General features: G+C 59.3%; 23 protein-coding genes. All 23 read right to left on the bottom strand.

The window, feature by feature from the left end; all coding sequences use genetic code 11:
- Positions 1-3: 3 nt before the first annotated feature.
- Positions 4-1362 (bottom strand): flagellar protein export ATPase FliI, encoded by a 1359-nt coding sequence (gene fliI / locus AC1D2P_RS05780; protein ID WP_477811342.1) that lies wholly within the window; start codon positions 1360-1362, stop codon positions 4-6.
- Positions 1352-2152: a flagellar assembly protein FliH gene (fliH, locus tag AC1D2P_RS05775; RefSeq protein ID WP_109786411.1), complete on the bottom strand. Its 801-nt coding sequence runs from the start codon at positions 2150-2152 to the stop codon at positions 1352-1354. Before fliH ends, fliI begins: the two co-directional genes overlap by 11 nt.
- A gap of 7 nt (positions 2153-2159) precedes the next feature.
- Entirely contained in the window at positions 2160-3179 is a 1020-nt protein-coding gene (fliG, locus tag AC1D2P_RS05770) for a flagellar motor switch protein FliG (RefSeq protein ID WP_007894195.1), read from the bottom strand.
- Positions 3172-4959 carry a flagellar basal-body MS-ring/collar protein FliF gene (gene fliF, locus AC1D2P_RS05765; protein WP_109786410.1) on the bottom strand — a complete coding sequence of 596 codons (1788 nt, stop codon included), beginning with the start codon at positions 4957-4959 and terminating at the stop codon, positions 3172-3174. The genes fliG and fliF overlap by 8 nt, the downstream gene beginning before the upstream one ends.
- 14 nt (positions 4960-4973) lie before the next feature.
- A complete protein-coding gene (gene fliE / locus AC1D2P_RS05760) occupies positions 4974-5303 on the bottom strand; it encodes a flagellar hook-basal body complex protein FliE (RefSeq protein WP_008072611.1) in 330 nt (109 codons plus the stop codon).
- Between the two features lie 257 nt (positions 5304-5560).
- A complete protein-coding gene (locus AC1D2P_RS05755; RefSeq protein ID WP_477758168.1) occupies positions 5561-6955 on the bottom strand; it encodes a sigma-54-dependent transcriptional regulator in 1395 nt (464 codons plus the stop codon).
- Positions 6956-6960: 5 nt separating this feature from the next.
- Positions 6961-8166 carry a sensor histidine kinase gene (locus AC1D2P_RS05750; protein ID WP_477758189.1) on the bottom strand — a complete coding sequence of 402 codons (1206 nt, stop codon included), beginning with the start codon at positions 8164-8166 and terminating at the stop codon, positions 6961-6963.
- A gap of 128 nt (positions 8167-8294) precedes the next feature.
- Positions 8295-9770 (bottom strand): sigma-54 dependent transcriptional regulator, encoded by a 1476-nt coding sequence (locus tag AC1D2P_RS05745; RefSeq protein WP_046032824.1) that lies wholly within the window; start codon positions 9768-9770, stop codon positions 8295-8297.
- A gap of 174 nt (positions 9771-9944) precedes the next feature.
- On the bottom strand, positions 9945-10241 hold the full coding sequence (gene fliT, locus AC1D2P_RS05740; protein ID WP_046032823.1) for a flagellar protein FliT: 297 nt from the start codon (positions 10239-10241) through the stop codon (positions 9945-9947).
- Between the two features lie 10 nt (positions 10242-10251).
- A complete protein-coding gene (gene fliS, locus AC1D2P_RS05735) occupies positions 10252-10647 on the bottom strand; it encodes a flagellar export chaperone FliS (RefSeq protein ID WP_046032822.1) in 396 nt (131 codons plus the stop codon).
- 127 nt (positions 10648-10774) lie between these two features.
- On the bottom strand, positions 10775-12181 hold the full coding sequence (gene fliD / locus AC1D2P_RS05730) for a flagellar filament capping protein FliD (protein ID WP_109786408.1): 1407 nt from the start codon (positions 12179-12181) through the stop codon (positions 10775-10777).
- 82 nt (positions 12182-12263) lie between these two features.
- Positions 12264-12629 carry a flagellar protein FlaG gene (locus AC1D2P_RS05725; RefSeq protein ID WP_477758169.1) on the bottom strand — a complete coding sequence of 122 codons (366 nt, stop codon included), beginning with the start codon at positions 12627-12629 and terminating at the stop codon, positions 12264-12266.
- Between the two features lie 74 nt (positions 12630-12703).
- Entirely contained in the window at positions 12704-13555 is an 852-nt protein-coding gene (locus AC1D2P_RS05720; protein WP_109786406.1) for a flagellin domain-containing protein, read from the bottom strand.
- A 254-nt stretch (positions 13556-13809) separates the two neighbouring features.
- Entirely contained in the window at positions 13810-14079 is a 270-nt protein-coding gene (locus AC1D2P_RS05715; protein ID WP_109786405.1) for a hypothetical protein, read from the bottom strand.
- A complete protein-coding gene (locus tag AC1D2P_RS05710) occupies positions 14076-15368 on the bottom strand; it encodes a motility associated factor glycosyltransferase family protein (protein ID WP_477758170.1) in 1293 nt (430 codons plus the stop codon). The genes AC1D2P_RS05715 and AC1D2P_RS05710 overlap by 4 nt, the downstream gene beginning before the upstream one ends.
- Before the next feature lie 96 nt (positions 15369-15464).
- The gene (locus AC1D2P_RS05705; protein WP_109786403.1) at positions 15465-16391 is read right to left on the bottom strand and encodes a ketoacyl-ACP synthase III; all 927 of its coding nucleotides are present in this window, start codon (positions 16389-16391) and stop codon (positions 15465-15467) included.
- Between the two features lie 229 nt (positions 16392-16620).
- Positions 16621-17673 (bottom strand): pseudaminic acid synthase, encoded by a 1053-nt coding sequence (gene pseI, locus AC1D2P_RS05700; RefSeq protein ID WP_223522582.1) that lies wholly within the window; start codon positions 17671-17673, stop codon positions 16621-16623.
- On the bottom strand, positions 17666-19171 hold the full coding sequence (gene pseG, locus AC1D2P_RS05695) for a UDP-2,4-diacetamido-2,4,6-trideoxy-beta-L-altropyranose hydrolase (RefSeq protein WP_477811341.1): 1506 nt from the start codon (positions 19169-19171) through the stop codon (positions 17666-17668). The genes pseI and pseG overlap by 8 nt, the downstream gene beginning before the upstream one ends.
- Entirely contained in the window at positions 19168-19869 is a 702-nt protein-coding gene (gene pseF / locus AC1D2P_RS05690; RefSeq protein ID WP_109786401.1) for a pseudaminic acid cytidylyltransferase, read from the bottom strand. The genes pseG and pseF overlap by 4 nt, the downstream gene beginning before the upstream one ends.
- On the bottom strand, positions 19866-20486 hold the full coding sequence (locus tag AC1D2P_RS05685) for a pseudaminic acid biosynthesis-associated methylase (protein ID WP_109786400.1): 621 nt from the start codon (positions 20484-20486) through the stop codon (positions 19866-19868). Before AC1D2P_RS05685 ends, pseF begins: the two co-directional genes overlap by 4 nt.
- A gap of 31 nt (positions 20487-20517) precedes the next feature.
- Positions 20518-21675 (bottom strand): UDP-4-amino-4,6-dideoxy-N-acetyl-beta-L-altrosamine transaminase, encoded by a 1158-nt coding sequence (pseC, locus tag AC1D2P_RS05680; protein WP_109786399.1) that lies wholly within the window; start codon positions 21673-21675, stop codon positions 20518-20520.
- Positions 21672-22673, bottom strand: a complete 1002-nt coding sequence (gene pseB, locus AC1D2P_RS05675) for a UDP-N-acetylglucosamine 4,6-dehydratase (inverting) (protein WP_109786398.1) — start codon at positions 22671-22673, stop codon at positions 21672-21674. The genes pseC and pseB overlap by 4 nt, the downstream gene beginning before the upstream one ends.
- Before the next feature lie 30 nt (positions 22674-22703).
- Positions 22704-25637, bottom strand: a complete 2934-nt coding sequence (locus AC1D2P_RS05670; protein WP_477758171.1) for a TIGR00180 family glycosyltransferase — start codon at positions 25635-25637, stop codon at positions 22704-22706.
- Between the last annotated feature and the right edge of the window lie 10 nt (positions 25638-25647).

Below are 25647 nucleotides of genomic sequence, written 5' to 3'. Positions count from 1 at the left end.
CGGTTAGCCGCCCGCTGCCGGGRCAAAGACGGAGGCGAGATGGTTGACGCTGGCGCCCATGCCAATGTTGTCGTTCAAACCCTGACKCAGGTAAGTAACCATGGCCGGCTGGAGGGAGATCGCGGTGTCGGTTTCACGATCGCCGCCCGGCACATAGGCACCGACGCTGATCAGATCGCGACTCTGCTGATAGCGTGACCAGTATTGCTTGAACATTTGCGCACGGGTCATGTGTTCCGGGCTGACCACCGACGGCATGACCCGGCTGATGGACGCTTCGATATCGATGGCCGGGTAATGCCCTTCCTCGGCCAGGCGCCGGGACAACACGATGTGCCCGTCGAGCACGCCTCGCGCGGCATCGGCAATCGGGTCCTGCTGATCATCGCCTTCGGACAACACCGTGTAGAAGGCGGTGATCGAACCTCCGCCCTTCTCGGCGTTACCGGCCCGCTCCACCAGTTTTGGCAACTTGGCGAACACCGACGGCGGATAACCCTTGGTGGCAGGTGGTTCGCCGATGGCCAAGGCGATTTCCCGCTGAGCCTGGGCAAAACGGGTCAGGGAGTCCATGAGCAACAGGACGTTCTTGCCCTTGTCGCGGAAATATTCGGCGATGCGCGTGCAGTACATCGCTGCGCGCAGACGCATCAGCGGCGCATCGTCCGCAGGCGACGCCACCACCACGGAACGCTTGAGCCCTTCTTCACCGAGGATGTGCTCGATGAATTCTTTAACTTCGCGACCCCGCTCACCGATCAGCCCGACTACGATGATGTCGGCCTCGGTGAAGCGCGTCATCATGCCCAACAGCACCGACTTACCGACGCCGGTACCGGCGAACAGCCCGAGCCGCTGACCGCGACCGACAGTCAACAAACCGTTGATGGTACGAATGCCGACGTCCAGCGGTTCGCTGATCGGCTCGCGCTTGAGCGGGTTGATCGTGGGGCCGTCCATCGGCACCCAGTCTTCGGCTTTCATCCCACCCTTGCCGTCGAGCGCGCGGCCGGCGCCATCAAGCACCCGCCCGAGCATGCTCATGCCCATCGGCAAGCGACCGGTATCGGCCAGGGGAACCACGCGGGCACCGGGCGCAATACCGGCGACGCTGCCGACCGGCATCAGGAAAACTTTGCTGCCGGAGAAGCCCATGACCTCGGCTTCGACCTGCACCGGGTGATACGTGTCGTCGTTGATGACCATGCAGCGGCTGCCCATGGCCGCCCGCAAGCCTTCGGCTTCGAGGGTCAGGCCGACCATGCGCAACAAACGGCCTTCCAGAATCGGCGCGCCGGCAAGCTCCGTGGCCTCGGCGTAACCGCCCAGGCGCTTGGCGAAGCTGGTGCGATCAAGGCGCATCGGGGTCGTCCAGTGCCGACTCGGCAACAGGTTTTTCGTCGACCGGAACGTCCAGGCTCAGATCCGGCGCAGACGGGTGCAACGCCTGATCGTGCAGTTGATCGAGCAACTTGGCCATGACTTGGGCAACGCGGGTTTCGACGGTGGCATCGATGCGGCTGTGTTCAGTCTCGACGCGGCAACCGCCAGGCAACAGCGACTCGTCTTCGACGATGCGCCAGGTTTCTTCATGGCGTTCGCGCAGGGCTTTGACTTGTTCGAAGTCTTGCGGGTTGATGTACAAGCGCACGTTACCCACGCCCAATGGCAGGAGCTTGAGCGCTTCACGCATGACGTGTTCGATCTGTGTCGAATCGATGGCCAATTCGCGCTGGATCACCTGTTTGGTGATGTGCTGCACGAGGTCGACCAGCGATTTTTCAATCTGGGTGTCCTGCTCGGCGATGGGCTCGAACAGGTTGACCATCAGTTGCTCCAGCCCGGCGATTTTCGGTGCCAGGGCCGCTTCGGCCTCCTGACGAACCTTGAGCGTGGTGCTGTGGAAACCTTCTTTCTCGCCAACGGCGAAGCCTTCGTTGTAGGCCTCCTGGCGAATGGCTTCGAGCTCTTCGAGGGTCAGTGGCTGGACTTCTTCCAGCGGCACTTCTTCCATCTCCGGTGGCTCGGGCTCAGGTTCTGGCTCGGGCTCCGGGACGAAAGGGTCGAAACTGGGCAGCGCCCAGACGTCGAAACCGGCAACGTGCTTACCGCGAATCAGGTCGGTCTGGGACTCATCATGTTTGGACGACATAGTGACCTTAGATCATCTCTTCGCCGCCCTTCCCGCCGAGAACGATTTCTCCGGCTTCGGCCATACGGCGGGCAATGGTGAGGATTTCTTTCTGCGCGGTTTCCACGTCGCTGACGCGCACCGGGCCTTTGGCTTCGAGGTCGTCGCGCAACAGTTCGGCCGCCCGTTTGGACATGTTCTTGAAGATCTTTTCCTTGACGCCTTCGTCCGAACCCTTGAGGGCCAGCACCAGCACGTCGGAGGACACTTCGCGCAGCAACGCCTGAATTCCGCGGTCGTCGACATCGGACAGGTTGTTGAACACGAACATGAGGTCTTCGATCTGACCGGACAGGTCTTCGTCGACTTCGCGGATCGAGTCCATCAGCTGACCTTCGATCGAGCTGTCGAGGAAGTTCATGATGTCGGCCGCGCGCTTGATACCACCCAGGGTGGTGCGCGAGGCATTCGAGTTGCCGGAGAACTGCTTCTCGAGAATCTGGTTGAGTTCCTTCAGGGCCGCCGGCTGCACAGTGTTCAGCGAGGAGACTCGCAGAATGATGTCCAGTCGTACCTTGTGGTCGAAGTTACCCAGCACTTCGCCAGCCTGATCCGGGTCGAGATACGCCACCACGATCGCCTGGATCTGCGGGTGCTCGTAACGGATCACGTCGGCGACGGCGCGCGGCTCCATCCACTTCAGGCTGTCGAGGCCGCTGGTGTTGCCACCCAGCAGGATGCGGTCGATCAGGCCGTTGGCCTTGTCTTCGCCCAGTGCCTGGGTGAGCATTTTGCGCACGTAGTCGTCGGAGCCGACGCCCAGGCTGGTCTGGTCGCCGACGATGTCGACGAACTCGCTCATGACCTGTTCGACTTGCTCGCGGTGCACGTTGCCCATTTGGGCCATCGCCACACCTACACGCTGGACCTCCTTAGGCCCCATGTGGCGCAACACCTGGGCAGCATCGGTCGAACCGAGGGACAGCAGCAGGATCGCGGCTTTGTCGACCTTGGTCAGTTTGGCGGCAACGGCTCGGTTATCACTCATCTGCGTTAATCCACTCTTTCACGACCTGGGCCACGCGACCCGGGTCTTCTGCCACCAGACTCTTGATTGCATTCAACTGTGCGTCATAGCCTTCGCTCGGGCTCGGCAGCAGGATGCTTTGCGGGCCGCCGAGGCTGACGCGATCGTTGGCCAGTTCGCCGTCCAGGCCGACCATGCCACCGAGTTCTCCGTCGCTGCCCAAGCCAGCCAGTTGCTTGTCTTTGCCGCCACCGGTGATGTTGTTGAGCACCGGACGCAGCACGCCGAACACCAGCACGAGGATGAACAAGACACCCATCACTTGCTTGACGATGTCCCAGAACCACGGCTGCGAGTAGAACGGAATATCGGCAATCACTTCACCGCGTTCTGCGGAGAACGGCATGTTGATCACGCTGACGCTGTCGCCACGGCTGGCGTCGAAACCGACGGCGTCCTGCACCAGGCGAGTGAAGCGTGCCAATTCGTCGGCACTCCACGGCGCACGGGTGGTTTCGCCGTTGGCGGCATTGACCTTGACCTGATCGTCCACCACCACCGACACCGACAGGCGATTCAATCGGCCCTGCTGCTGCTTGGTGTGACTGATGGAGCGGTCGAGCTCGAAGTTCTTGGTGGATTGTTGACGCTTGTCTGCCGGGTACGGCGCCAGCATTGGCTGACCGGTGGCAGGGTCCATGATTTGCTGGCCGTTGGCATCGATCAACGGCTGACCTGGCTGTACCATGCCGGCTGAGGCGGTCGTGCCACCAGTGGTTTGCGGTGCCGAGGCTGGCGACGGCGGCTGGTTGCTCAAGGCACCCGGCACACCTTGCGGGCCATTGCTGGCGGTGCGTTGTTCGTTGACCGATTGCTCGCTGCGCAACGCCGGTTGATCCGGGTTGAACTGCTCGGAGGTCGACTCGACGGCACTGAAATCGACGTCAGCCGAGACTTCGGCTTTATAGCGGTCATTGCCCAACACCGGTTGCAGGATGTTGTGCACGCGCTGGGTCAGCATGGTTTCCATGCGACGGCTGTAATCGAATTGCTTGCCGGCCATCGTCAGTTCGGAGTTCTCCGCCTGATCCGACAGCAGGTTGCCTTTCTGGTCGACGACGGTGATCTGCGATTTGCTCAGTTCAGGAACACTGGTCGCGACCAGGTTGATGATCGCGATCACCTGACCCGGTTCCAGCGAACGACCGGAATACAGCTCAACCAGTACCGAAGCGCTTGGCTTGCGTTCATCACGCACGAACACCGAGCTTTTCGGAATCGCCAGGTGCACGCGGGCACCCTTGACGTTGTTCAGGCTGGAAATGGTCCGCGCCAGTTCGCCTTCGAGGCCGCGACGATAACGGGTCGCTTCCATGAACTGGCTGGTCCCGAGCCCCTGGTCCTTGTCGAGGATTTCAAAGCCGATGTTGCCATCGCTGGGAGTGACACCAGCGGCCGCGAGCTTGAGACGCGCACGGGACAGGTCATCGGCCTTGACCAGCAAGGCACCGGAATTGGGTTCAACGGTATAGGGAATATCGGCGGAGGCCAGGGTGTCCATGACCTGCTTGGCGTCCATACCGGCAAGGCTGCCGTACAGAGGCCGGTAGTCCGGCTGCTGAGACCACAGCACGACGGCAAAACCAATCGCCACGCTCGCAGCCAGGCCGACCAACAGGCCTACCTGACGCAACATGGTCATCTCGGAGAGGTTTTCCAGGAAGGACAACCCGAACAGCGGCGGTTTGCCGTCTATTGGAGTGACCTTGGCCGGAACGTTATCGGCGACTGCTTCTGCCATGACTCAATTCGTCCTTAAACCGGCATCTGCATGATGTCTTGGTAAGCCTGAACCAGCTTGTTGCGCACTTGCGTCAACGCCTGGAAAGACACGCTGGCCTTCTGCGAGGAGATCATTACGTCCGTCAGGTCGACGCCGCTCTTGCCGATCTCGAAGGCACTGGCCAACTGATTGGACGCCTGCTGGGTGTCGTTCACTTTATTGACGGCCTGACCGAGCATGTCGGAAAAGCTGCTGCCACCCAATTCAGGGACTGCGGCAGTCGATTTCGGCGCAGACATGGCATCCATTTGCATGGAACGCATATCCAGCATCAACCGATTAAATTCAATACCTTGGCTCATGGTCTACTCTCATTGGCGACCCGCAATTTTTTGACACTCACTCGGCGGGTAGTGAGGTGTTAGCAACAAGGGTGCCAGCTCCGTGGCCACTCCAAACAAAACCGCATCCTCACAACCTGTAACGCTATCTGTAGCAGCTGGCGCAGCCTGCGTCCGGCTGCGCAGCAGTCGTAAAATCAGTCAATGCGGTGTTTCAGGAAAATCGAGTACTCAGGCTTTACGACTGCTACGCAGCCGGACGCAGGCTTCGCCAGCTGCTACAGGGATCCGGTGGCGAACAAGTAAGCTTCGACGTCCATGCCGGCGTCGCGCATCTGCGCCAGCTTGTAGCGCAAGGTGCGCGGGCTGATGCCCAGTCGTTCGGCGGCCTCTTTGCGACGGCCGCGCTCGGAACGCAAGGTGTCGACGATCATCTGGTACTCGCGGCGACGCAGGTCATCACCCAAAGCGCCAGCCGATTCAGCATCAACCTCCACCGCACGCACCTGCACCGGCGCCATTGCAGGCAACGGCGCGCAGGCGACCGGCCCGGACAGGCAGAAATCCTGCGGCTGAATCAAACCACCCTGCTGCAAAATCAAGGCACGCTGGATCGCATTATCCAGCTCCCGCACGTTGCCCGGCCACGGATATCCCATCAGGCAGGCCTGCGCCTCGGGCGACAGCTTCGCCGCGGCATGCTTCATTTTATTGACGTGCTTGGCCAGAAGGCGCTCGGCCAGCGGCAGGATGTCGGCGGTGCGTTCGCGCAGCGGACGCCAGGCCAGCGGAAACACCGACAGCCGATAGTAAAGGTCTTCACGAAAACGCCCCGCCGCCACCTCACCGGCCAGATCCCGGTTGGTGGTGGCCACCACTCGGATGTCGAGCGTGATCGTTTTGCGTGCGCCCACCCGCTCGACTTCGCGCTCCTGCAAAACACGCAGCAACTTGGCTTGAAGTCCAAGGGGCATTTCGGAAATTTCGTCGAGCAGAATCGTGCCGCCGTCAGCCTGTTCGAACTTGCCAGCCTGCGCCGCGATGGCGCCAGTGAACGAACCTTTTTCGTGACCGAACAACGTGGCTTCGAGCATGTTGTCGGGAATCGCCGCACAGTTGATCGCAATGAACGGCTGACTGGCGCGATGGGAATGCTGGTGAATGTAGCGCGCCAACACTTCTTTACCCGTGCCCGATTCGCCAGAGATCAACACCGTGGAATCACTGCGCGCCACTCTGGCGGCTAATTCCAGCAATTGCGCACTGGCCGGCTCGAACGCCACCGGGCCTTCGCCCTCGGCCGTACCGAGATTGCCCAGCGCATGCCGCGCCACCAAATCAAGCAATGCCTTGGGTTCGAACGGCTTGACCAAATAATCCGCCGCGCCCTGGCGCATTGCATCGACCGCCCGCTCGACGGCGCCATGAGCCGTCATCAGCAGCACCGGTAATTGCGGCTGACGCGCCCGAAGCAAGCCAAGCAGTTGATGCCCGTCCATGCCCGGCATGTTGACGTCACTGATGACCAGATTGAACGCCTCGACAGCCACAGCCGCCAACGCATCCTCGGCCGAGCCGACTGCCTTGTAGTCGTGACCCGCCAACATCAGCGTATCGGCCAACGCTTCGCGCAGCGCGCGGTCATCTTCGACCAGCAGAACCTTGATTGTCATGCCCTTCACTTCGCTCCCTGAGCATTGCGCTTTTCACCCGAAAACAGCGGCAGGATCACTTGCGCACACGTACCGCGCCCGGGCCGCGAGTGCAGCTGCAATTCTCCCTGATGCGCACGCGCTACCGCCTTGACCACGGTCAGGCCCAGGCCGGTTCCGGTGGTCTTGGTGGTAAAGAACGGCTCCCCCAGACGCGCCAGCACTTTGCTGTCGATGCCACTGCCACTGTCGCTGACGCACACGCGCAGGTTGTTTTCACGGGTATAAAAGTGAACCTTCAAACGGACATCGCCGGCACTCGCCTGAATCGCATTCTCGATCAGATTGAGGATCGCCCCAATCAGCGTGTCGCGATTGCACAGCAACTCTCCGGCGTGACTGTCGCACTGCCAACGCACCGGCAAATCCTGAACATGGGTCAATGCCGCCGCTTGCAGCGACCGCATCAGCTGCCCGGGCGTGAGGCGATCGGTCAACGGTAACTCCCCACGCGCGAACACCAGCATGTCGCGAACCTGATGCTCCAACTCATGCAAGCGCTCTTTCAGGCGACCGGCAAAACGTTGCTGCGTTGCGACGGGGAGTTCCTGCTCAGTCAAGTGACTGGCGTAAAGCAGAGCGGCCGACAACGGCGTACGAATTTGATGAGCCAGCGAGGCAACCATTCGACCCAGGGAAGACAATCGCTCATGACGGGCCAGTTGATCTTGCAGGTGGCGGGTTTCAGTCAGGTCGTTGAGCAACACCAACTGCCCCGGCTCAGCATCAAGCGAGCGAGTGGCGATCGACAGACGGCGACCGTCCTTTAGCGAAACTTCGTGACCGTCGTCTTCGCGAGGCGCGAAGCAACGGGCGATGACATGGCGCCACAGCTCTCCTTCCAGAGGCAACCCAAGCAATTCGCAAGCCGCCGGGTTGGCTTCGCGCACGATGCCTTGGGCATCGATAACGATGACGCCGCCGGGCAATAGATCGAGGAGGTTTTGCAGACGATTAGCCAGGCGTTCTTTTTCCGCCAGCTCTTGCATGCGCTGGGCACTGACCACGGCCAGCTCGCCCTTGAGCTCAGTGACCCGAGCTTCAAGCATGCTGTAGGAATCGGTCAATTGGCTCGACATCTGACTGAACAGTGCAAAGGCCTGCTCAAGGCCTGGCCGGTTTGCCTGCTCTACGGACGACAGTTGCCCCGAGGTGTCAGGGACAGGAGACATCTGGGCGGCTTGGGGCATCGTGCTCTCTCGCTTGGCTGACCGTCAGTTAAACGGAACGTTGCGAGGGACTTAGCAATACCCGTGCCTAAAAAAAACCGCCCAAATATGAAGGACTTGAAAAACAGGCGTCAATCATCCGCCTGTTCATCACCGTCACGACGGCTCATGCCGTACTTGCGCATCTTTTCCACCAGCGTGGTGCGACGAATACGCAGGCGTTCAGCCGCGCGTGCAACGATGCCATTGGCATCATCCAGCGCCTGCTGAATCAGGCCCTGCTCCAGACCACCGAGGTAGTCCTTCAGGTCCAGGCCTTCCGGCGGCAGCATGGCATTGGCGGTGAAGTCCGGGGTATGACCATTGATGGCCACCCGCTCTTCAAGCTCGCTGCGCAAGCTGTCGACCAGTTGCTCGTCTTCGTCATCGACGTAGCGGAATTTCTTCGGCAACTCGACGACGCCGATTACCCCGTACGGGTGCATGATCGCCATACGCTCCACCAGGTTGGCGAGCTCGCGGACGTTGCCCGGCCAACCGTGACGGCACAGCGACATGATCGCGGCGGAGTTGAAACGGATCGAACCGCGCTTCTCGTGCTCCATGCGCGAGATCAACTCGTTCATCAGCAACGGAATGTCTTCGACGCGTTCGCGCAGCGGCGCCATTTCGATCGGGAACACATTCAGGCGGTAGTACAAGTCTTCGCGGAACGTGCCGATCTCGATCATGCTTTCGAGATTCTTGTGGGTCGCGGCAATGATGCGCACGTCGACGCTCTGGGTCTTGTTGCTGCCCACGCGCTCGAAAGTGCGTTCCTGCAGCACGCGCAACAGCTTGACCTGCATCGGCAGCGGCATGTCGCCGATTTCATCGAGGAACAGCGTACCGCCATTGGCCAGTTCGAAACGCCCGGCACGGCTGGTGATCGCCCCGGTGAAGGCACCTTTCTCATGACCGAACAATTCGCTTTCCAGCAACTCGGCCGGGATCGCCCCACAGTTGACTGGAACGAATGGCGCATCACGGCGCTTGGAGTGGTAATGCAAGTTGCGCGCAACCACTTCCTTGCCAGTGCCGGACTCACCGAGGATCAGCACGCTGGCGTCGGTGTCGGCCACTTGCTGCATCATCTGACGGACGTGTTGAATCGCCCGGCTGGTGCCGACAAGGCTGCGGAACAGATTGGGTTCACGGTGACGACCGCGCTCGCGAGCCTGGTCGTACATCTCGCGATAGACCTGGGCACGGTGCAGCGAATCGAGCAATTTGCTGTAGCTGGGTGGCATTTCGAGGGTCGAAAGTACCCGGCGACGCTGGTCTTCTGGCAGGTCAACGGAAGAATTATCGCCCATTAACAAAACCGGAAGGAACTCATCCCAGGTTGCGAGTGTCTTTAACAAGCCCGTAAGTGCGCCAGGAGCATTGACCGTCCCGATGAGGACACAGATCACTTCACGACTTGATGACAAAGAGCCGACAGCCTGCTGCCAGTCATGGCTACCACAGGGTAAATTTTCTTCGCCAAGAAAATTTAAAATCACCGCCAGGTCGCGGCGACGGACGCTATCGTCATCAATCAGCAGAATTTTGGTTTCACGCCACATGCAATAGCAACTTCCCTAGTCAACTCAATGCCCAAAAATGATGGGGCAAGCTAGACGCTTGCAGACACATTCTGCCTGTAAACGTCTGAAATCTGGAACCAGCCACTAGTTAAGTCAAAAAACCGTGCACAGTCAAATTTATGGCGCACTATCATTGGATTAACTGAGGATTAATTAACCGAACAGATGGTAAACCTTTGCCGCGTTCTGTGCTTGATGGATCTGCGACATCTCGTCGACTATCGCTTGCCTCTCCCCCGTCGCCGCCTCAAGAAGCTGCTTGTACACCCCAAGCAACTCCTCAAGATTGTCGCGCAACGCGGCCTCGTCCACCGACGCTTCACTCAAGACGTCTTCCATGCAGGACCGGCACGCCAGGTCCAACTCACCGATGGCCTCCCAATTACGCTCGGCCAATGCACCGACCAGGGCTTCGCGGGTGTGTTCGATTCGCTGCAATACAAGACTCATGGCGACCTCCTTAAAACTGCGGAACAGGTGCGGCGATACCATCCCAACCGTCTTTGACAGTACGAAGCAAATCAGAGACTTCGTCGAGAATCTTCGGATCAGTCTTAATATTGGCTTCTGCCAGACGCTTCATCATGTAGGTGTATAGATTGTCCAGTTCACCGACCGTTTCGATGGAGTTTTCGAGGTCCAGGCCTTCACGCAAACCACCGATGATGCCGATGGCCTTGCCAATCAGAATGCCTTTGTTCGGAATGTCTTTACGCTCCATCGCGCCTTTGGCCTGGGCAATACGATCCAGGCCACCTTCCATCAGCATCTGCACCAGTCGATGAGGACTGGCTTCGGAAGTTTGCGCTTGAGCGCCAATCTTCTGGTACTGGCGAAGGGCTAACATTGGATTCATGTTGTACCTCATCAAAATTCTGTGTTCGTCTAACCAGTGTATCGACGACGCGTCAAAAAACTTTAGATTCAAATGCAAAAAGCCCGGAGCGCTTGAAAACGCTGCCGGGCTTTTGGCGTTTTGGGTGTTACGAGTTCTTCTGCTGAGCAGCCATGGCATCGAACATGCTGGTGATATTGCTGGCTGTCGCCTTCAATTTACCAACGAGGGAATCCATGTCGTTGTACTTTTTAGTCAATAGAGCGGTCAGCGTTTCGACTCGACGATCCAAATCAGCCTGATCGGCGGTCAGCTTGGTTTTGGTTTTATTCAGGTTGGCGGTGCGTGTGTCGATAATGCCACCGGTATCGGTGTAGGGCTTGATCACATTGTTCATGCGCTCAAGCAGACCGTTAGTACCGGTAAACAGGGTCTGAACCTCGCCACCAAGCTTCTTGTCGTTCATGGCAGCGGTGAACTTGGTGCCATCAAAGGTCAACGCACCGGTTTTCTGGTCGGTGTTGATCCCCAGCTGCGACAGAACAGTCAGCTTGTCGCCGGCACCGGTCTGGGACAATGGACCACGAATGGCCGCCAACAGGGCACGAGGCATCGGGTCACCGGTCAGCGCAGCCGGTACGGTTGGCTTGCCATCGTCGTCCAGGGACGGCTTGGTCAGCGAGGTCACAGCGTTGGCGACTGCGTTGTAGGCGTCGACAAACTTCTGGATCGACGCTTTCAGACCATCGTTGTTGGAAGCGACGGTTACAGTCGATGTACCTACGGCGACCAGGTTCAGACTCAGACCAGAGATCGTCTTGTCGATGGTATTGGACTTGCTGGTCATTGCCAGACCGTCGACCGAGAACACCGCATCCTTGGCAAGGGCACTAATGGCACCCGAAGACGTCGCCGTCGGGGTGGCGCCCATTGGGAGCGACCCGTTGATTGCCAGTTCCGCAATGCCGCTGGCAGAGATATCAGAACCTGCACCGGTCGTGGTAGAGCCCAACACCAGGCGGGAACCGAAACTGTCGGTCACGATGTTGGCGCTCAGACCACTGGCCTGGTACTGGCTGTTGATCGAGTCACGCACCGATTGCAGCGTGGCGCCCGCACCGACGGTAACAGGGTAGCTGGTGCCGTTCTGAGTAATGGTCAGCGTGCCCGGAGTGATCGCACTGGTCGCACCGCCGGCAAATGCCGCAGAGGCTACTTTGGACGCAGTGGCAAGACTGGTGACGTTGACGACGTAGTTGCCGGCAACAGCCGTGTTACTGGACGTGGCGGTCAGCACCTTGGCGTCGGACGACGTGGCCGCATACCCCGTGAACTGAGGGGTTGTCGTGCTGCCCAGATCGGCGAGCGCTTTCTGGAACGTGGCCAGAAGCGACTTCAGGGTACCGATCCCAGAGATGCTCGCGGTATTGGTAGTGGTCCCACGGTCGATCTGACCTTGCTTGGCCGCTTTGTCAGCGTTCACCAAGGCCTTGACGATAGCACCGGTATCAATACCTGAACCTAAACCCGTGCCCGGTAAAATTGGACTTGCCATGTGGAACTCCCTTCAGTGTGTCGCCGGTCTTTTGACCACTACAACGCCCAAAAGAACATAGCAACAAAATTCGTGCCAGCTGTCAGGCTTTAGCGCTGAACAACAAGCTGCTTGCATCATTCAAACTATTGGCCAGCTTCAGGACTTCTTCGTTGGGGATCTGGCGAACCACCTCACCCGACTCACTGGCAATGACTTTCACAACCACTTGCCCGGAAGGCTCATCAATCGAGAATTCCAGGTTACGCTTGACCGACTGAACGAACTTTTCAATTTCCTCGACAGCCATCTTCAGCTTGTCCTGTTCAGTCTGGGCAGTCTGGCGCGCGCCCTTGACGTCGACCACTTTCGCGGGCTCCGCTCGAGGCTTTTCCGCAGGCTTATCGGCAACGGTCGTCGCCTGCTTGGCCGCCGGATAAGACAAGTTCAGCTTCACGCTCATATCCATGTCCATCACCTCTAAAAGTGAAAAAGCGAGAGGGCGCCAACAGCGCGCACCCCTCGCCAAAACTCAATCAGCTATTACTGAAGCAGTTTCAGTACAGCGGATGGCAGTTGGTTGGCCTGAGCCAGAACTGCGGTGGAAGCTTGTTGCAGAGTTTGTTGCTTGGTCAGCTGTGCAGTTTCAGAAGCGAAGTCGGTGTCTTGTACGCGACCACGAGCAGCTTCGGCGTTTTCGTTGATGTTCTGCAGGTTGGAGATGGTGCTGGTCAGACGGTTTTGTGCAGCACCCAGGTCAGCACGGCTGGCGTTGATTGTTGCCAGAGCAGCGTCGATCTTGGTCACAGCAGCGGTGAACGAAGCCTGAGCAGTAGCCGAGCTGTTACCAGTGATCTGCAGGGCAGCCGAGTTAACGGACAGAGTTGTTGCGTCGAAGCCGCTGGCCAGAGTCAGAGTGATCTGGTTAGCAGTACCGCTGTTGGAACCAACCTGGAAGGTCATGGTGCCGGCGGTGCCGTCGATCAGGTTTTTGCCGTTCAGGTTGGTCGACTGGGCGATACGAGTCACTTCGTCCGACAGAGCCATGAACTCTTTGTTCAGAGCGGTGCGGTCAGCAGTACCGTTCGAGTCGTTTCGTGCCTGAACAGCCAGTTCACGCATACGCTGCAGAATGTTGGTCGATTCCTGCATCGCGCCTTCAGCGGTCTGAGCGATCGAGATACCGTCGTTGGCGTTTTTGATCGCCATGTTCTGACCGCGGATTTGCGAGGTCATACGGGTAGCGATCTGCAGGCCGGCGGCGTCGTCTTTAGCGCTGTTGATTTTCAGGCCGGAAGACAGGCGGGACATCGAAGTCGACAGGGCATCGGAAGCGCGGTTCAGGTTTTTCTGAACGTTCAACGACGTGGTGTTGGTGTTTACAGTTAAAGCCATGACGAATTCCTCGTTGGTTGGGTACTGCGGCTTCCGGCCCTGGCAACCGCCGGGTATGGCCTAGAGAACCTTCGTAATAGTTATCGTCGCCAATGCAACTTGCTTTAGGGGATTTTCAAAAATATTTGCCATCACGTTGCCACCCCCCACAAATCAAGGGGTTGGCAACGATTTGATTGCGAAAAAATGACGTCAGGGAAACGTCGGCGACAGATTGGCGAGCGTTCGCCGGCACCGAAAGAAGAGAAAATTGCTTAAATGGACAGGCTTTCGGTCAACAACTCGACCAGTTCGTATTCCAGATAATCGGCCAGTGCGAGCCAGTTCTGCGCTTCCTGACACGCAGACAGCTGGCCGAGMAGAGATACCCACTGCTGCTGCGCTTGCTGCGACGCCGAATCGAATGCCGGGTGGACCTCACCGACCAGGTCGGTCATCTCTATTCCGGCTTCGACGTCACTCCCCAGACGGAACAAGGTGGCGCAGTGTTGCGCCTTGGCAATGAAGGACTCACGAACGCTCATGACGCAAACTCCGGATGAAACGTGGTCCCGACGATAGTCGCCCCTGCCCGGCTGCTGTTATAGAAGCGCACCTGCGGATGGCCGGCAATAAACCGCTCCAGCTCACACAAGTAGCTGCGGAAGTTGAGCTGCGTCTTGATCCGCTGACCGTGACCATCCAGCACCCAGTGCTTGGCCGCGCCCAGTTGCGGCCCCAGATCGCCATCGTTCCAGCCGGCGTGGGTCTTGTCGCCGGGGAAGGCGAAATCGGCGCCAAACAGCGTGATCTGCGCCGCTCCCATTTTCACCGCCAGGTCTGCCGCCGGATGAATCACGCTGCCACCGACATACAACTCGCCCTTGGGCAATTGTTCGCGCAACGATTGGTAGATGGGGCTGGTGGAGTAAGCGGCATACCGCGCCCCCTGCCAGGCTTGAAGTACCAACGGGTCCAGCATGGGCATGTACACCAGGCGAATGCCGGCCGAATCTTCAGAAGGCAGATGGCGAGCCGAGATGCGTTGATCGATGCTGACCACTATATCCGGGTGAATCCCGTGTTTAAGCAAGGGTCGGTAAGCGGTATCGACGCAAATGAACAACGGCCGTCCTTCCTGCCCGCGAATCGCGCGCAACGTATCGAAGTGCTGCTCCAGGCTTGGGCCGGTGGCAATCACAAAGACCTCCCGCCCCGCTTGCGAGCCAAACAGTTCAGCCACGTCGGCATCGGCGGTCGCGAGCGGCAAACAGGCCTGCAAGCGTTCGATGATCTCAGGCGACTGCGGGTTGAACTCACGATTATTGAACGTCAGATGAGTTTCGCTGATCAACCGGTCGCGGATCTTGGCATTGAAGTCATCCGCCAGCACCAGCTCGGACGGCAAGGCAAAAAACGGCAGTTGGATTTCCGCCAGGTCGCCGGCATACAACAGCTCGACGCGAGGGTCGCTGAGCCATTGATGTTGTTCGAGCAACTGCAACACCAGCGCAAACACCGCGCCATTGAGAATGTGCACATACAATCGCTGCAGACTGGCGCGCTCAAGCAACTCGACCTGCAGATCGCCAAGCCCGGTGCCGTAGACATGCAGCACCGCACTGTCGACGGGCAAGCTATCGGCCTGGACCCTGGCCTCGCGAGTGCGATCGTGGCGGCTGGTCAATTGAATGCCGTTGATGCTCAACGTCGAACCCAGGCCTTCCACCAGATCAGCCTGCAACAGGCTCGTGTCTTCAACCAGCAAACGCACAGCCAGTGCCGGCCAACGCTGCTGGATGACGTCGACGTTGCGCTCAAAGAACTCGCTCATGCAGCCTCGCTTTTCGTTCGGGCAAAAAAATAGCGCTCAAGATTACACCTTGAGCGCTATTTTTGTGTCTGGCTTTCTATGACTGAAGCGCCGCCGTCACGGGCGATAAAGAATCGCCGAACCCCATGACAATCCAACACCGAAACCACTCAGTGCGACACGCTTCCAGCTGGAATCCAGTACATGTTTTTCCAGCAGCAACGGAATGCTCGACGACACGGTATTGCCGGTCTCGACCATGTCCTTGATGAACTTCTCCGGCTCGCCTTCGAAGCGGCGTGCCACGGCGTCGACAATCGCCGCACTGCCCTGGTGAATGCAGAAGGCATCGATGTCGTCGGCGGTCAGTTGCGAATCGGTCAGCAGCTCATGCAAATGCGCCGGAACTTTGAGCAACGCAAAGTTGAACACCTGACGACCGTTCATGAAGAACACGCCATCGGTCACTTTCAGGTGCGGAGCACCAGAACCGTCGGTGCCGAACTTGGCCTTGCCCAACTGCCAGGGGGCGTTTTCGCCCATCCAGGTCGCGGTGGCGGCATCGCCGAACAGCATGGTGGTGTTACGGTCTTCCGGGTCGACGATCTTGGAGTACGGATCGGCGGTGATCAGCAAGCCATTCTTCAGGCCCGCAGCTTCCATGAAGCCCTTGATCGCGTAGATGCCATAGACGTAGCCGGAGCAGCCCAGGGAAATATCGAACGCTGCCACAGTCGTTGGCAGGCCCAATTTGTCCTGAACGATGGCCGCCGTGTGTGGCAGGCCTTCTTCGTCACCGTTCTGGGTGACCACGATCAGCGCGTCGATCGCTTCACGTTTCAAATCAGGGTTATTGGCGAACAGCGCGTTGGCAGCTTCGACGCACAGGTCCGAAGTCTCTTGCCCGTCGCCTTTGCGCGGCAAGAAAGCCGAACCGATTTTGCCGAGGATGAACTCTTCATCCTTCTCGAATTTTGCACCTTGTGCGTAATTGTCTATGCCGGCTACAGGAACGTAGCTCGCAATGCTCTTTATGCCAATCATTACGGCTTCCCAATAATAAACAGCCCAATACCACCGCTCGTAATGATTCGAGGGGCGCCGACAAGCAGAGAAATACGTCGCCCCGAAAAGGCGACGGCGGGAAGAATAAAAGGCTGTCACTGGGCCAAAAAGCAGGCCAGRCGCCACCTTCCCGATTAATACAATACAGTGAAGATGCGCGTTATGACTCGCAGGTCACGCTAATTTGCCGAATCAACCCGATAAGCTGTTATTCGACCAGCGACCAATCCAGCGGGGTTCCACGCGTGATGGCGTGGCGGGCGCGGCGGCCCAGAAGGGTTTCAGCGTGTTTGGGGGCCAGCCCCAGGCCAGGACGGATGGCTCGCAGGTTGGCTGTGGTGAATGGCTCGCCGGCGGCCATGTCCTGGGTGACATACAGCGATCGGCGGTACACCAGCGATTTGCGCTCGGCGTCAGTCACGCCGTAATGCACCTGCCCCATCGCCTGCCAGGCGCGTTCCGTTTCGATCACCAGGCTTTCGAGTTCGGCCGGTTCCAGCGAGAAACTCGCGTCTACGCCACCGGCCGCGCGGTCGAGGGTGAAATGTTTCTCCACCACTGTCGCCCCCAGCGCCACCGCCGCCACGGACACCCCGACACCCATGGAGTGATCGGACAAACCGATCTGGCAACCGAACAATTCGCGCAGATGAGGAATCGTGCGCACGTTGCTGTTGGCCGGTGTCGCCGGATACGTGCTGGTGCACTTGAGCAGAATCAGGTCCTTGCAACCGGCCTCGCGGGCGGCACGCACGGTTTCATCGAGCTCGGCGATGCTGGCCATGCCGGTGGAGATGATCAATGGCTTGCCAGTGGCGGCGACCCGGCGAATCAGCGGCAGGTCAGTGTTTTCAAAACTGGCGATTTTGTACGCTGGCACATCGAGGCTTTCAAGGAAGTCGACGGCGGTGTCATCAAACGGCGTGGAGAAGGCCAGCATCCCCAGCTCTTTGGCCCGGGCGAAAATCGGCGCATGCCATTCCCACGGCGTATGCGCCTTCTCGTACAACGCATACAACGAAGAACCAGCCCACAGGCTGTTTGGATCCTTGATGAAGAACTCGCCTTCCGATAAATCCAGGGTCATGGTTTCAGCGGTGTAGGTTTGCAGTTTCAAGGCATGGGCGCCGGCCTTGGCCGCCGCTTCGACGATGCGTAAGGCCATGTCCAGCGACTGGTTATGGTTACCACTCATCTCAGCGATGATGAAGGGTGGCGCATCCGCACCGATCAAGCGGTTGCCGATCTTGAAACTAGTCATTGCAGTGATCCTTCAAAACGCGCGTAAACGCGCAGGCACTCTGGGTAAAACCGGCTTCGCGAAAGACTTTCAGCGACGGCTGATTGGTCGGCACTACCTGGGCGGTAATCACCTGCAATGGCGGCCAGTGGGCCTTCACAAACGTTTCGCCCCGCGCCAGCAGCGCCCTGCCCCAGCCCTGCCCGAAACGGCCTTCAAACAGATAAATCGAGACTTCGGCTTCAACGCCGCGCCGGTCATATCGCAGCACACCCACCGGGCCGTCATCCGCCTCGGCGATCAACAACAAGCGCTGGGCGTTGCTCAAGCTGGCGGTCAGCCAGTTTTGATGCGATTGCCAGTCGATGACCCCGGTCTCCAGCGACCAGCGTCGCACGGCCTCGGCATTGCGCCCCTCGAACAGCAACCGGGCATCGGCCGGTGTCGCCGGGCGCATCTGCAAAACAGCACCGGCCAATGCGGCAGCCACGCGTTGCGCGCCCCGGCCATCGACCAGTTGCCGGGAATGTTGCGCGAGACTCTGGCGCAGCCCCTGATTGCCAGCGACAAAGCCAATGGCCTGACGCAACTGTTCAACGCTGACCTGCTCGCGAGGCCCCAGATAGACATGGGCGCCCGCCGTCGCCATCACCTCGCCGTTGGCCTGCTGATTATTCGACACGGCAATGCAAATCGTCGGCAGCCCCAGGGCCGCCCGCTCCCAACTGGTGCCGCCACCGGCTCCGATAAACAGGTCCGCTTCGGTCATCAACCGATAGAAGTCGCTGACGAAACTGTGCAATCGCCAGTTCGGACGCTTGGCCGCCAGCGCCTGCATTGGCTCCCAGGCCGGGTTATCGGCACCGGCAACAAAATCGACTTCCAAGTCATGGAAATCCGTCAGCGCCAACATCGCATGGTGAGTCTGCATGGCGGCATCGAAACCACCGAAGTTCACCAGCACGCGTTTGGCCTGCGGTTTGATCTCGATGGCCGGGCAGCTGAATTCTTCGCGCAGCATCGCAAACCGTGGGCCGAGCAAGGCCTGGCAACCGGGCGATAGCAGCGAGGCGTAAGCCTCAGGTGTACCGGACAGGTTTTGATTGAGCAGCAGATCGACATCGTAGGTGCGCGTCGCGAGGTCATCCACGGCCGCAATCCGGGGCGCCCAGCGCCGTGCTGCGCGCTGCCAGTGATGGTCGAGGCCATAGTGATCGACGACGATCCAGTCGAATACCGCCTGGTTTTCCAGTGCCTGCGCCAACGCGTCGATGTCGGCCTGCCACGGCAGCATGGACTCGATGGCTTGCTGCGGGTCTTCATCGGGATAGCGATCGGGCAACGCAAAGGTTTCGAAGCCTTCGCCCGCCAGCATGTCCAACCGATGTCCCGGCAGCCGCCGGCACGCAAACGCCACGTACACCCCCTGCTTGCGCAAGGTTCTGGCCAGTGGCAACAAACGGGCGATATGCCCGCTGCCAATAGTCGGCGAGGCGTYGGAACGAATCAGCACTCTCATTGCAATTCACCGCCGGCTTTCAACGCGGCGTACAAATATTCGGCGCGTTTCCAGTCTTCAGGGGTGTCGATGTCCTGCACCAGATAGCGTGGCAGAATCACCGGCAAGCTTTGTGGCGAGTACAAGGTGTCGCCCCGCAACCATGCCTCGCGGCGGCCCCAGTAAAACTGGCCGGCGTCCTGATAGGCCGGCGGCAAGTCCTGGGAACGGGTGTTGCGAAACTCTGGGTACAACGCGGTCAAGGCCCCTTGGTCGTCGACGGTTAAAGCACGCTGTACCGGGAAACCGAAATCGCACACCGAAAACGCGAAAGACTTGGCCGGGTGCTGCTGCAGAAGCGCCAGCCCTTGTTGCAAAAACCGGGCTTGCAGCAGTGGCGCAGTGGCGTAGATGCAACAGGCAAAATCAAAATCCAGGCCCTGTAACGCTTGCAAGGCATGAGCAATCACCGCCGCCGTGCCGGTGTAGTCATCAGCCAGTTCTGCGGGCCGCATGAATGGCACCTGAGCGCCGCACGCCAGGGCCAGCTCGGCAATCTCCTCGTCGTCAGTGCTGACCACGACTTGAGTGAACAAACCGGAATCGAGCGCGGTTTGAATCGAGCGGGCAATCATCGGAACGCCATCGAACGGCTTGAGGTTCTTGCGCGGGATACGCTTGCTGCCGCCTCGGGCCGGGATGATCGCGACGCTGTTCAAGGACGTTTTTCCAGAAGAAACCAAGTGATGTCATCCACCGGGAATTGCGGGTCGCGATGATAGCCAAAACCATAGTCCAGCAATTGCAGGTCGCTGTAACGATCAAGCATTTCACCGGCGAAATCGCGCTTGAACAGCTTGCCGCTGTTGCCGCGATAAGACACCTCCACCGGTGCCGGGTTGTAGTACTCGGCGATCAGGATGTAACGCTCGCTCAGTTCATACAACTGTGCATAGGCGGCGGGCAGCAGCTCGGGCGCCAAGTGAATCAGCACACCCTTGCTCAAGGTCAGGTCATAGCGGCGTGTCCGGGGGAAGTCGAACAGCGATCCATGCCAGATCTGCGCAATGTCCAACGCCTGGGCCTGGGTGCAGGCGCTGGCATTGATCTCCACACCAAACAGCTCGCACCGGGGCAACAGTTGACGCAGCGCCTGCAAATTGTTGCCGGCATTGGTGCCCAGCTCCACCAGGCTGTCGATCCGCCCGGCCCGGGTCAGTGCCTTGGCAAACAGCGCCAGGTTAGCCGCCACCAGCGGCTGCCCGACGTTGCGGTCAACGTACTGGTTACCAAAATCGCCCTGCCAGAATTTTTCCTGCTCGGTCAGTCCACGCATCACACATTCTCATCAGCCGCTTTCGCAGTGTTTACTCAGTCAATCGTCGCAATTGCTCGACCACATAATCTTGCTGCTCATCGCTTAGCAAGGGGAACAGCGGCAGGCTGATGGCCTCGGCGTAATAACGCTCCGCTTGCGGGAAGTCACCCTCGGCAAATCCAAGGTCACGATAGTACGGCTGCAAATGCACGGGTATGTAGTGCAGGTTCACACCAACCCCGGCCGCTCGCAACCCTTCGAACACTTGGCGATGGCTGAGACTGATCCGATCTGTCTGCAAGCGAACGACGTACAGATGCCATGCGGACTCGGCCTCAGGCTGAATACCGGGCAAGGTCAGCGGCAGGTGCGCCAGCAAACGCTCATAACGCGCCACCAGTTCACGACGACGCTCGATAAACCCGTCGAGCTTGCTCAACTGAGACAAACCCAGCGCTGCTTGCAGGTCCGTGATTCGGTAATTGAAGCCCAGTTCCACTTGTTGGTAATACCAGGGGCCGTGGCTGGGCTCGGTCATATGCTGCGGGTCGCGGGTCATGCCGTGGCTGCGCAGACGCTGCAAGCGTTCGGCCAGTTCCGGCCGATTGGTCAGCACCATGCCACCTTCGGCACTGGTGATGATCTTGACCGGATGGAAGCTGAACACCGTCATGGCGGCAAACTCACCACAGCCCACCGGGCGCCCGGCGTAGGAAGCGCCGACCGCGTGGGAAGCGTCTTCGATGACCGTAAAACCGTAGCGCTCAGCCAGTTCGGCGATCATGCGCATGTCACAGCTTTGACCCGAGAACGCTACCGCCACCAGCACTTTAGGCAGCGTATTGTTCTCTTCAGCGGTTTCCAGTTTCGCTTTCAGGGCGTGGGTGTCAAGGTTCCAGGTCAGCGGATCAATGTCGACGAAATCCACCTCCGCACCGCAATAACGGCCGCAGTTGGCCGAGGCCAAAAAGGTGTTCGGCGTGGTCCACAAACGGTCACCCGGCCCAAGCCCTGCCGCCAGACAGGCAATGTGCAGCGCCGCTGTGGCGTTGCACACCGCGACGGCAAAATCGGCCTGGCAACGTTCGGCCATGGCCTGCTCGAAACGCTCGATGGTCGGCCCTTGCGTGAGCCAGTCAGACTGCAACACGGCAACCACCGCGTCGATGTCTGCCTGATCGAGGCTTTGCCGACCGTAGGGAATCATGCCGGCAGCTCTGCGTGCAGGTCAGCGATCTGGCCCACGGACAAGAAATGTGGATTGGTGTCAGAGCGGTACTCGAAGTCTTCGCTCACGGGCTTGCCCTGCTCACCCAGCTTGTCCACGGCAAAATCCACATCGACGCTGGTGAAGCGCACTGATGGCTGAATCGTGTAGTGGTCGGCGAATTCCAGGGTCATCCGCGCGTCGTCCAGCGGCACCATCAGCTCATGGAGTTTTTCACCCGGTCGAATCCCGACGTGCTTGTGCGGCAAGTGTTCAGCCATGCCCAGCGCCAGATCGACAATGCGGATCGACGGGATCTTCGGCACGAACACTTCACCACCGTGCATGCGCGCGAAGCTGTCGAGTACAAACTGCACGCCGTGATCCAGGGTGATCCAGAAGCGGGTCATGCGCTCATCGGTGATCGGCAGTTCGGTTGCGCCTTCGTTGATCAGCTTGCTGAAAAACGGCACCACCGAGCCCCGCGAACCGGCAACGTTGCCGTAGCGAACCACGGCGAACCGGGTTTGCTGTTCGCCGGCAATGTTGTTGGCCGCAACGAACAGTTTGTCCGACAGCAACTTGGTCGCGCCGTACAGGTTGATCGGGCTGGCCGCCTTGTCCGTGGACAACGCCACGACTTTCTTCACGCCGTTATCGATCGCTGCGGCGATGATGTTTTCTGCGCCGTTGACGTTGGTGCGGATGCACTCGGTCGGGTTGTACTCGGCTGCCGGCACTTGTTTCAGGGCGGCGGCATGCACCACGTAATCGATGCCGCGCATGGCCTGGCGCAAACGGTCGGCGTCGCGCACGTCACCCAGGAAGTAGCGCATGCACGGGGCATTGAACGTCTGCTGCATTTCGTACTGCTTGAGCTCGTCGCGCGAGAACACGACGACGCGCTTGGGCTGGTATTGCTCCAGCAGGCGACGGATGAAATTGCGCCCGAACGAGCCGGTGCCGCCGGAGATGAAAATCGATTTACCGTTAAACATGCCTTGAGTCCTTGTACCTGTCAGCCAGGCTTAAGCGAGCAACTGCGCCCAGTTCACACTGGACGCTGCGCCGAGGGTAAAGCCCTTGCCGGTCAAGGCCAGGTTCTGGTTGTACGCCACATCCTGAGTGAAGCGTGCGCGCCACTTGTCTTGCAGGGCGGCAGCCGTTTGCGGTGCATCCGGCAACAGGCCCGGGTGCAGCATCTGGGCTTGAGGGCACCAGACAATCAGGTAACCGGCGTCTGCGGCTTTCAGGCACAGGTCGATGTCGGCAAACGCTTCATCGAAATGTTCTTCGTCCAGCCCACCGACGGCTTCATACAGATCCTTGCGAATCATCATGCAAGCCCCGGACACGGCCGAGTAGTTCTGCTCGACCTGGTGGCCGTTCATGTAGCCCTTGGCGTCTTTGCGCTCACCGACAAACACCGAACCGACCACACCATTAAAGCCCAGCACCAGACCGCCTTGCGTGGTGACGCCACGGAAATCCATCAGTTTGGCGCCTACGATCCCGACTTCCGGACGCTGGGCCTGGTTCAGCAAACTGTCGAGCCAGTTGGAGTTGACCACTTCAACCTGGGCCGACATCAACACCACATACTTGCCCTTGGCTTCAGCGACCGCGAAGTTGTGCAGCGCCGAGGCGCTCAGACGTTCACCGGTGCGCAATATGCGCAAGCGATCACTCTTGCCGTCCAGGCTGGACAGCCAGGCTGCCAGTTCTTCGGACTGACTGTGATTGTCGGCGATCAGAATTTCGTGCTGCTGGTAACGGGTACGTTGCAGCACGCTGACCACGGCGCGTTGCAGCGTCTCCAAATTGTCCTGGCTGTGCAGGATGATCGAGACCTTTGGCCGCTCGCTGTGCTGGTAATCGATCTGCCAGGTCTGCGCCAGCTCGGAGCTGACTTGACCGCGGTAGCCGCGGGCCGTCAGGTGTCGGGTCAGGGTTTGACGCTCGTGAGGGTTTTCCTCTGCGGACGGTGCATTGCAGATCAGCAGCGGCTCAGCCAGATGCGCCAGGCCACCGAGCCCGCCGTCTTCGATCAGGCGCAACAGCAGGTCGAACTCCAGCGCCGACATGTATTCAGCCGAGTAGCCACCGGCGCCCACCAACACGTCACGCTGGATCAACCAGTGCCGGGCCATCATCGACGGCACGGTTTGCAGCAGATCAAGATTGACGCCCGGACGGAACACATCCGCCAGGGAACCATTGTCCTGGCGCTGGATTTCGTCCATCGCCACCGCACGAACGCCTTCGGCACCCATCAGTTCGAGGCTGGCGCGCAGCAGGCCACTGGCGGTGAACTGATCACCAGCCTCGGCCAGTACCAGCCAGTCGGCGGTGGACTGGTTAACGCTCTGGTTGAGGCGTTCGACGTAGTTGTTGGCCGTGACTTTGACGAAGTGCACAGTGTCACGCGACGTGGTGGTCGCCGGCAAATCGCCGGTGGTGAACACCACGACTTTGAACGCCTTGCAGTGACCTCCGGCCAGACTGTCGAAGGTGGCCTGCAACTTGACCATGTCCGCATCGAGATCCAACAGCATGATGCCGAACTGCGGGCCACCATTGCGTTTGCGCAGCTGCGCCGCAATCACTTTGAGCTGTTTGGCATCCGGGTTGCGAGCCTCCAGCCAGTTCAGCAGACGCCCGGACGGCATGTTTTCGAACAACGATTGTTCGTCCTGTGCCGGCACCGACGCCAGACGGTCTGCCCAGGCTTGCAGCTTGAGGCCTTCTTCCGCTTCTTCTGTGCCCTTGAGCGACTCGACCAGACGCGAAACCACCGTGCGGTTGAACGCATAGAGGCTCAAGGCCTCCCACAAACGACTGCGCAAAGTGCGCTCGTTGTCGTTGGGATGAACGCGCATCAACTCATGCTGTTTGAGCAAAATGCCTTCCAGTTCCTGCAACTGATAATTGGCGGCAGGCATGGTGTGCAGAAGGAATTCGAACTCAGTCAGCAGATCGAAAACCGGCTGGTTATAGAACGGCATCTCGACAAATTGCAGTTGACCAAACAGACGCTCCGGCTCTTCGCCGGCTTTATGCCAGGCCGAATTGAAAATGGCCGTTCCCTTGAGCGAGCGGGTGTTACTCAGGCAGTCAGCCATGGTGGCGAAACTGTCCAGCGCAACCTGCTTGCCCTCGGCCAGAGTCTTGTGGCTCATACCGGTCGGTAGCGACGCCAGAAACTCGGCAAAGCGCTCGCGGTCGGCAACGGTTTTGGCGTCCTTGAGCGTCAACACCGTCAGTACGTTGGTGTTGTGCTCCGTGGCACCGTAAGTGATTTCCCGCACAGCGAACGGAATCGGCAGGATCCGCGCCTTGGCACGCGCGAGCATGTAATAGGCATGCCCGATTTCCTGCCACTCGAAGCTGGTGCCCGGCAGTAACGTGTTGTGCCAGTCCTGCAGCAACTCGGTACGGCTGACCGCGTAGAACGGCGGCAGGAAGTGCCCCATGAATTGCATCAGGCGCTCTTGGGCGTTATCCGAGCAGTAATCTTCCGGCCCCTTGCGGTCACGGCGGAAATAATCCACTTGCGTGGCGCGCGCCAGGTACATGATCCCGTAGCCGTGGCACATGCCGTAGTCGGCGTTGTCTTCCAGAAACTCCAGGGACTCGGTCACCGCGTCGTGAATCAGGAAATCATCGTCGGCCGACAGCACCATGTACGGCGTAGTGACCTGATTGACGCCAAAGGCGAGTTTTTCCTGCAACCCGGTATAGGTGAATTGCGGCAGATGCCGGTAATCAACCATCGGGTAATCACGGGCGATGTTCTCGTCGATTTTCAGCGAAGAGTCCAGCACCAGGATCTGGCAGGGATAGCTGCTGTAATACTGCAAGGTGCGCCGCAGGTAGGCGTTGCGGTTGTGGGAAATCACCACCACCGTCAATCGTTCATTCAGCGGTGCCACATCATTTCGAGCAGTGTTTTGAACGCGCATATTTCTATCC

The sequence above is a fragment of the Pseudomonas sp. P1_F1_2 genome, from assembly GCF_056405815.1.
This window is presented reverse-complemented; position numbering and strand designations above follow the sequence as displayed.

Excerpts from the sequence above, each read along its gene's own strand:
- AC1D2P_RS05710 (WP_477758170.1), bottom strand. The coding sequence starts at position 15,368 with ATGAGCGAGTTCTTTGAGCGCAACGTCGACGTCATCCAGCAGCGTTGG.
- pseB (WP_109786398.1), bottom strand. The coding sequence starts at position 22,673 with ATGTTTAACGGTAAATCGATTTTCATCTCCGGCGGCACCGGCTCGTTC.
- AC1D2P_RS05705 (WP_109786403.1), bottom strand. The coding sequence starts at position 16,391 with ATGATTGGCATAAAGAGCATTGCGAGCTACGTTCCTGTAGCCGGCATA.
- fliE (WP_008072611.1), bottom strand. The coding sequence starts at position 5,303 with ATGAGCCAAGGTATTGAATTTAATCGGTTGATGCTGGATATGCGTTCC.
- fliT (WP_046032823.1), bottom strand. The coding sequence starts at position 10,241 with ATGAGTCTTGTATTGCAGCGAATCGAACACACCCGCGAAGCCCTGGTC.
- fliD (WP_109786408.1), bottom strand. The coding sequence starts at position 12,181 with ATGGCAAGTCCAATTTTACCGGGCACGGGTTTAGGTTCAGGTATTGAT.
- AC1D2P_RS05745 (WP_046032824.1), bottom strand. The coding sequence starts at position 9,770 with ATGTGGCGTGAAACCAAAATTCTGCTGATTGATGACGATAGCGTCCGT.
- fliF (WP_109786410.1), bottom strand. The coding sequence starts at position 4,959 with ATGGCAGAAGCAGTCGCCGATAACGTTCCGGCCAAGGTCACTCCAATA.
- AC1D2P_RS05685 (WP_109786400.1), bottom strand. The coding sequence starts at position 20,486 with ATGCGTGGACTGACCGAGCAGGAAAAATTCTGGCAGGGCGATTTTGGT.
- AC1D2P_RS05725 (WP_477758169.1), bottom strand. The coding sequence starts at position 12,629 with ATGGATATGAGCGTGAAGCTGAACTTGTCTTATCCGGCGGCCAAGCAG.
- AC1D2P_RS05750 (WP_477758189.1), bottom strand. The coding sequence starts at position 8,166 with ATGTCTCCTGTCCCTGACACCTCGGGGCAACTGTCGTCCGTAGAGCAG.
- AC1D2P_RS05670 (WP_477758171.1), bottom strand. The coding sequence starts at position 25,637 with ATGCGCGTTCAAAACACTGCTCGAAATGATGTGGCACCGCTGAATGAA.
- AC1D2P_RS05755 (WP_477758168.1), bottom strand. The coding sequence starts at position 6,955 with ATGACAATCAAGGTTCTGCTGGTCGAAGATGACCGCGCGCTGCGCGAA.
- fliH (WP_109786411.1), bottom strand. The coding sequence starts at position 2,152 with ATGTCGTCCAAACATGATGAGTCCCAGACCGACCTGATTCGCGGTAAG.
- AC1D2P_RS05720 (WP_109786406.1), bottom strand. The coding sequence starts at position 13,555 with ATGGCTTTAACTGTAAACACCAACACCACGTCGTTGAACGTTCAGAAA.
- pseC (WP_109786399.1), bottom strand. The coding sequence starts at position 21,675 with ATGATTCCCTACGGTCGGCAAAGCCTCGATCAGGCAGACATCGACGCG.
- fliS (WP_046032822.1), bottom strand. The coding sequence starts at position 10,647 with ATGAATCCAATGTTAGCCCTTCGCCAGTACCAGAAGATTGGCGCTCAA.
- fliG (WP_007894195.1), bottom strand. The coding sequence starts at position 3,179 with ATGAGTGATAACCGAGCCGTTGCCGCCAAACTGACCAAGGTCGACAAA.
- pseI (WP_223522582.1), bottom strand. The coding sequence starts at position 17,673 with ATGACTAGTTTCAAGATCGGCAACCGCTTGATCGGTGCGGATGCGCCA.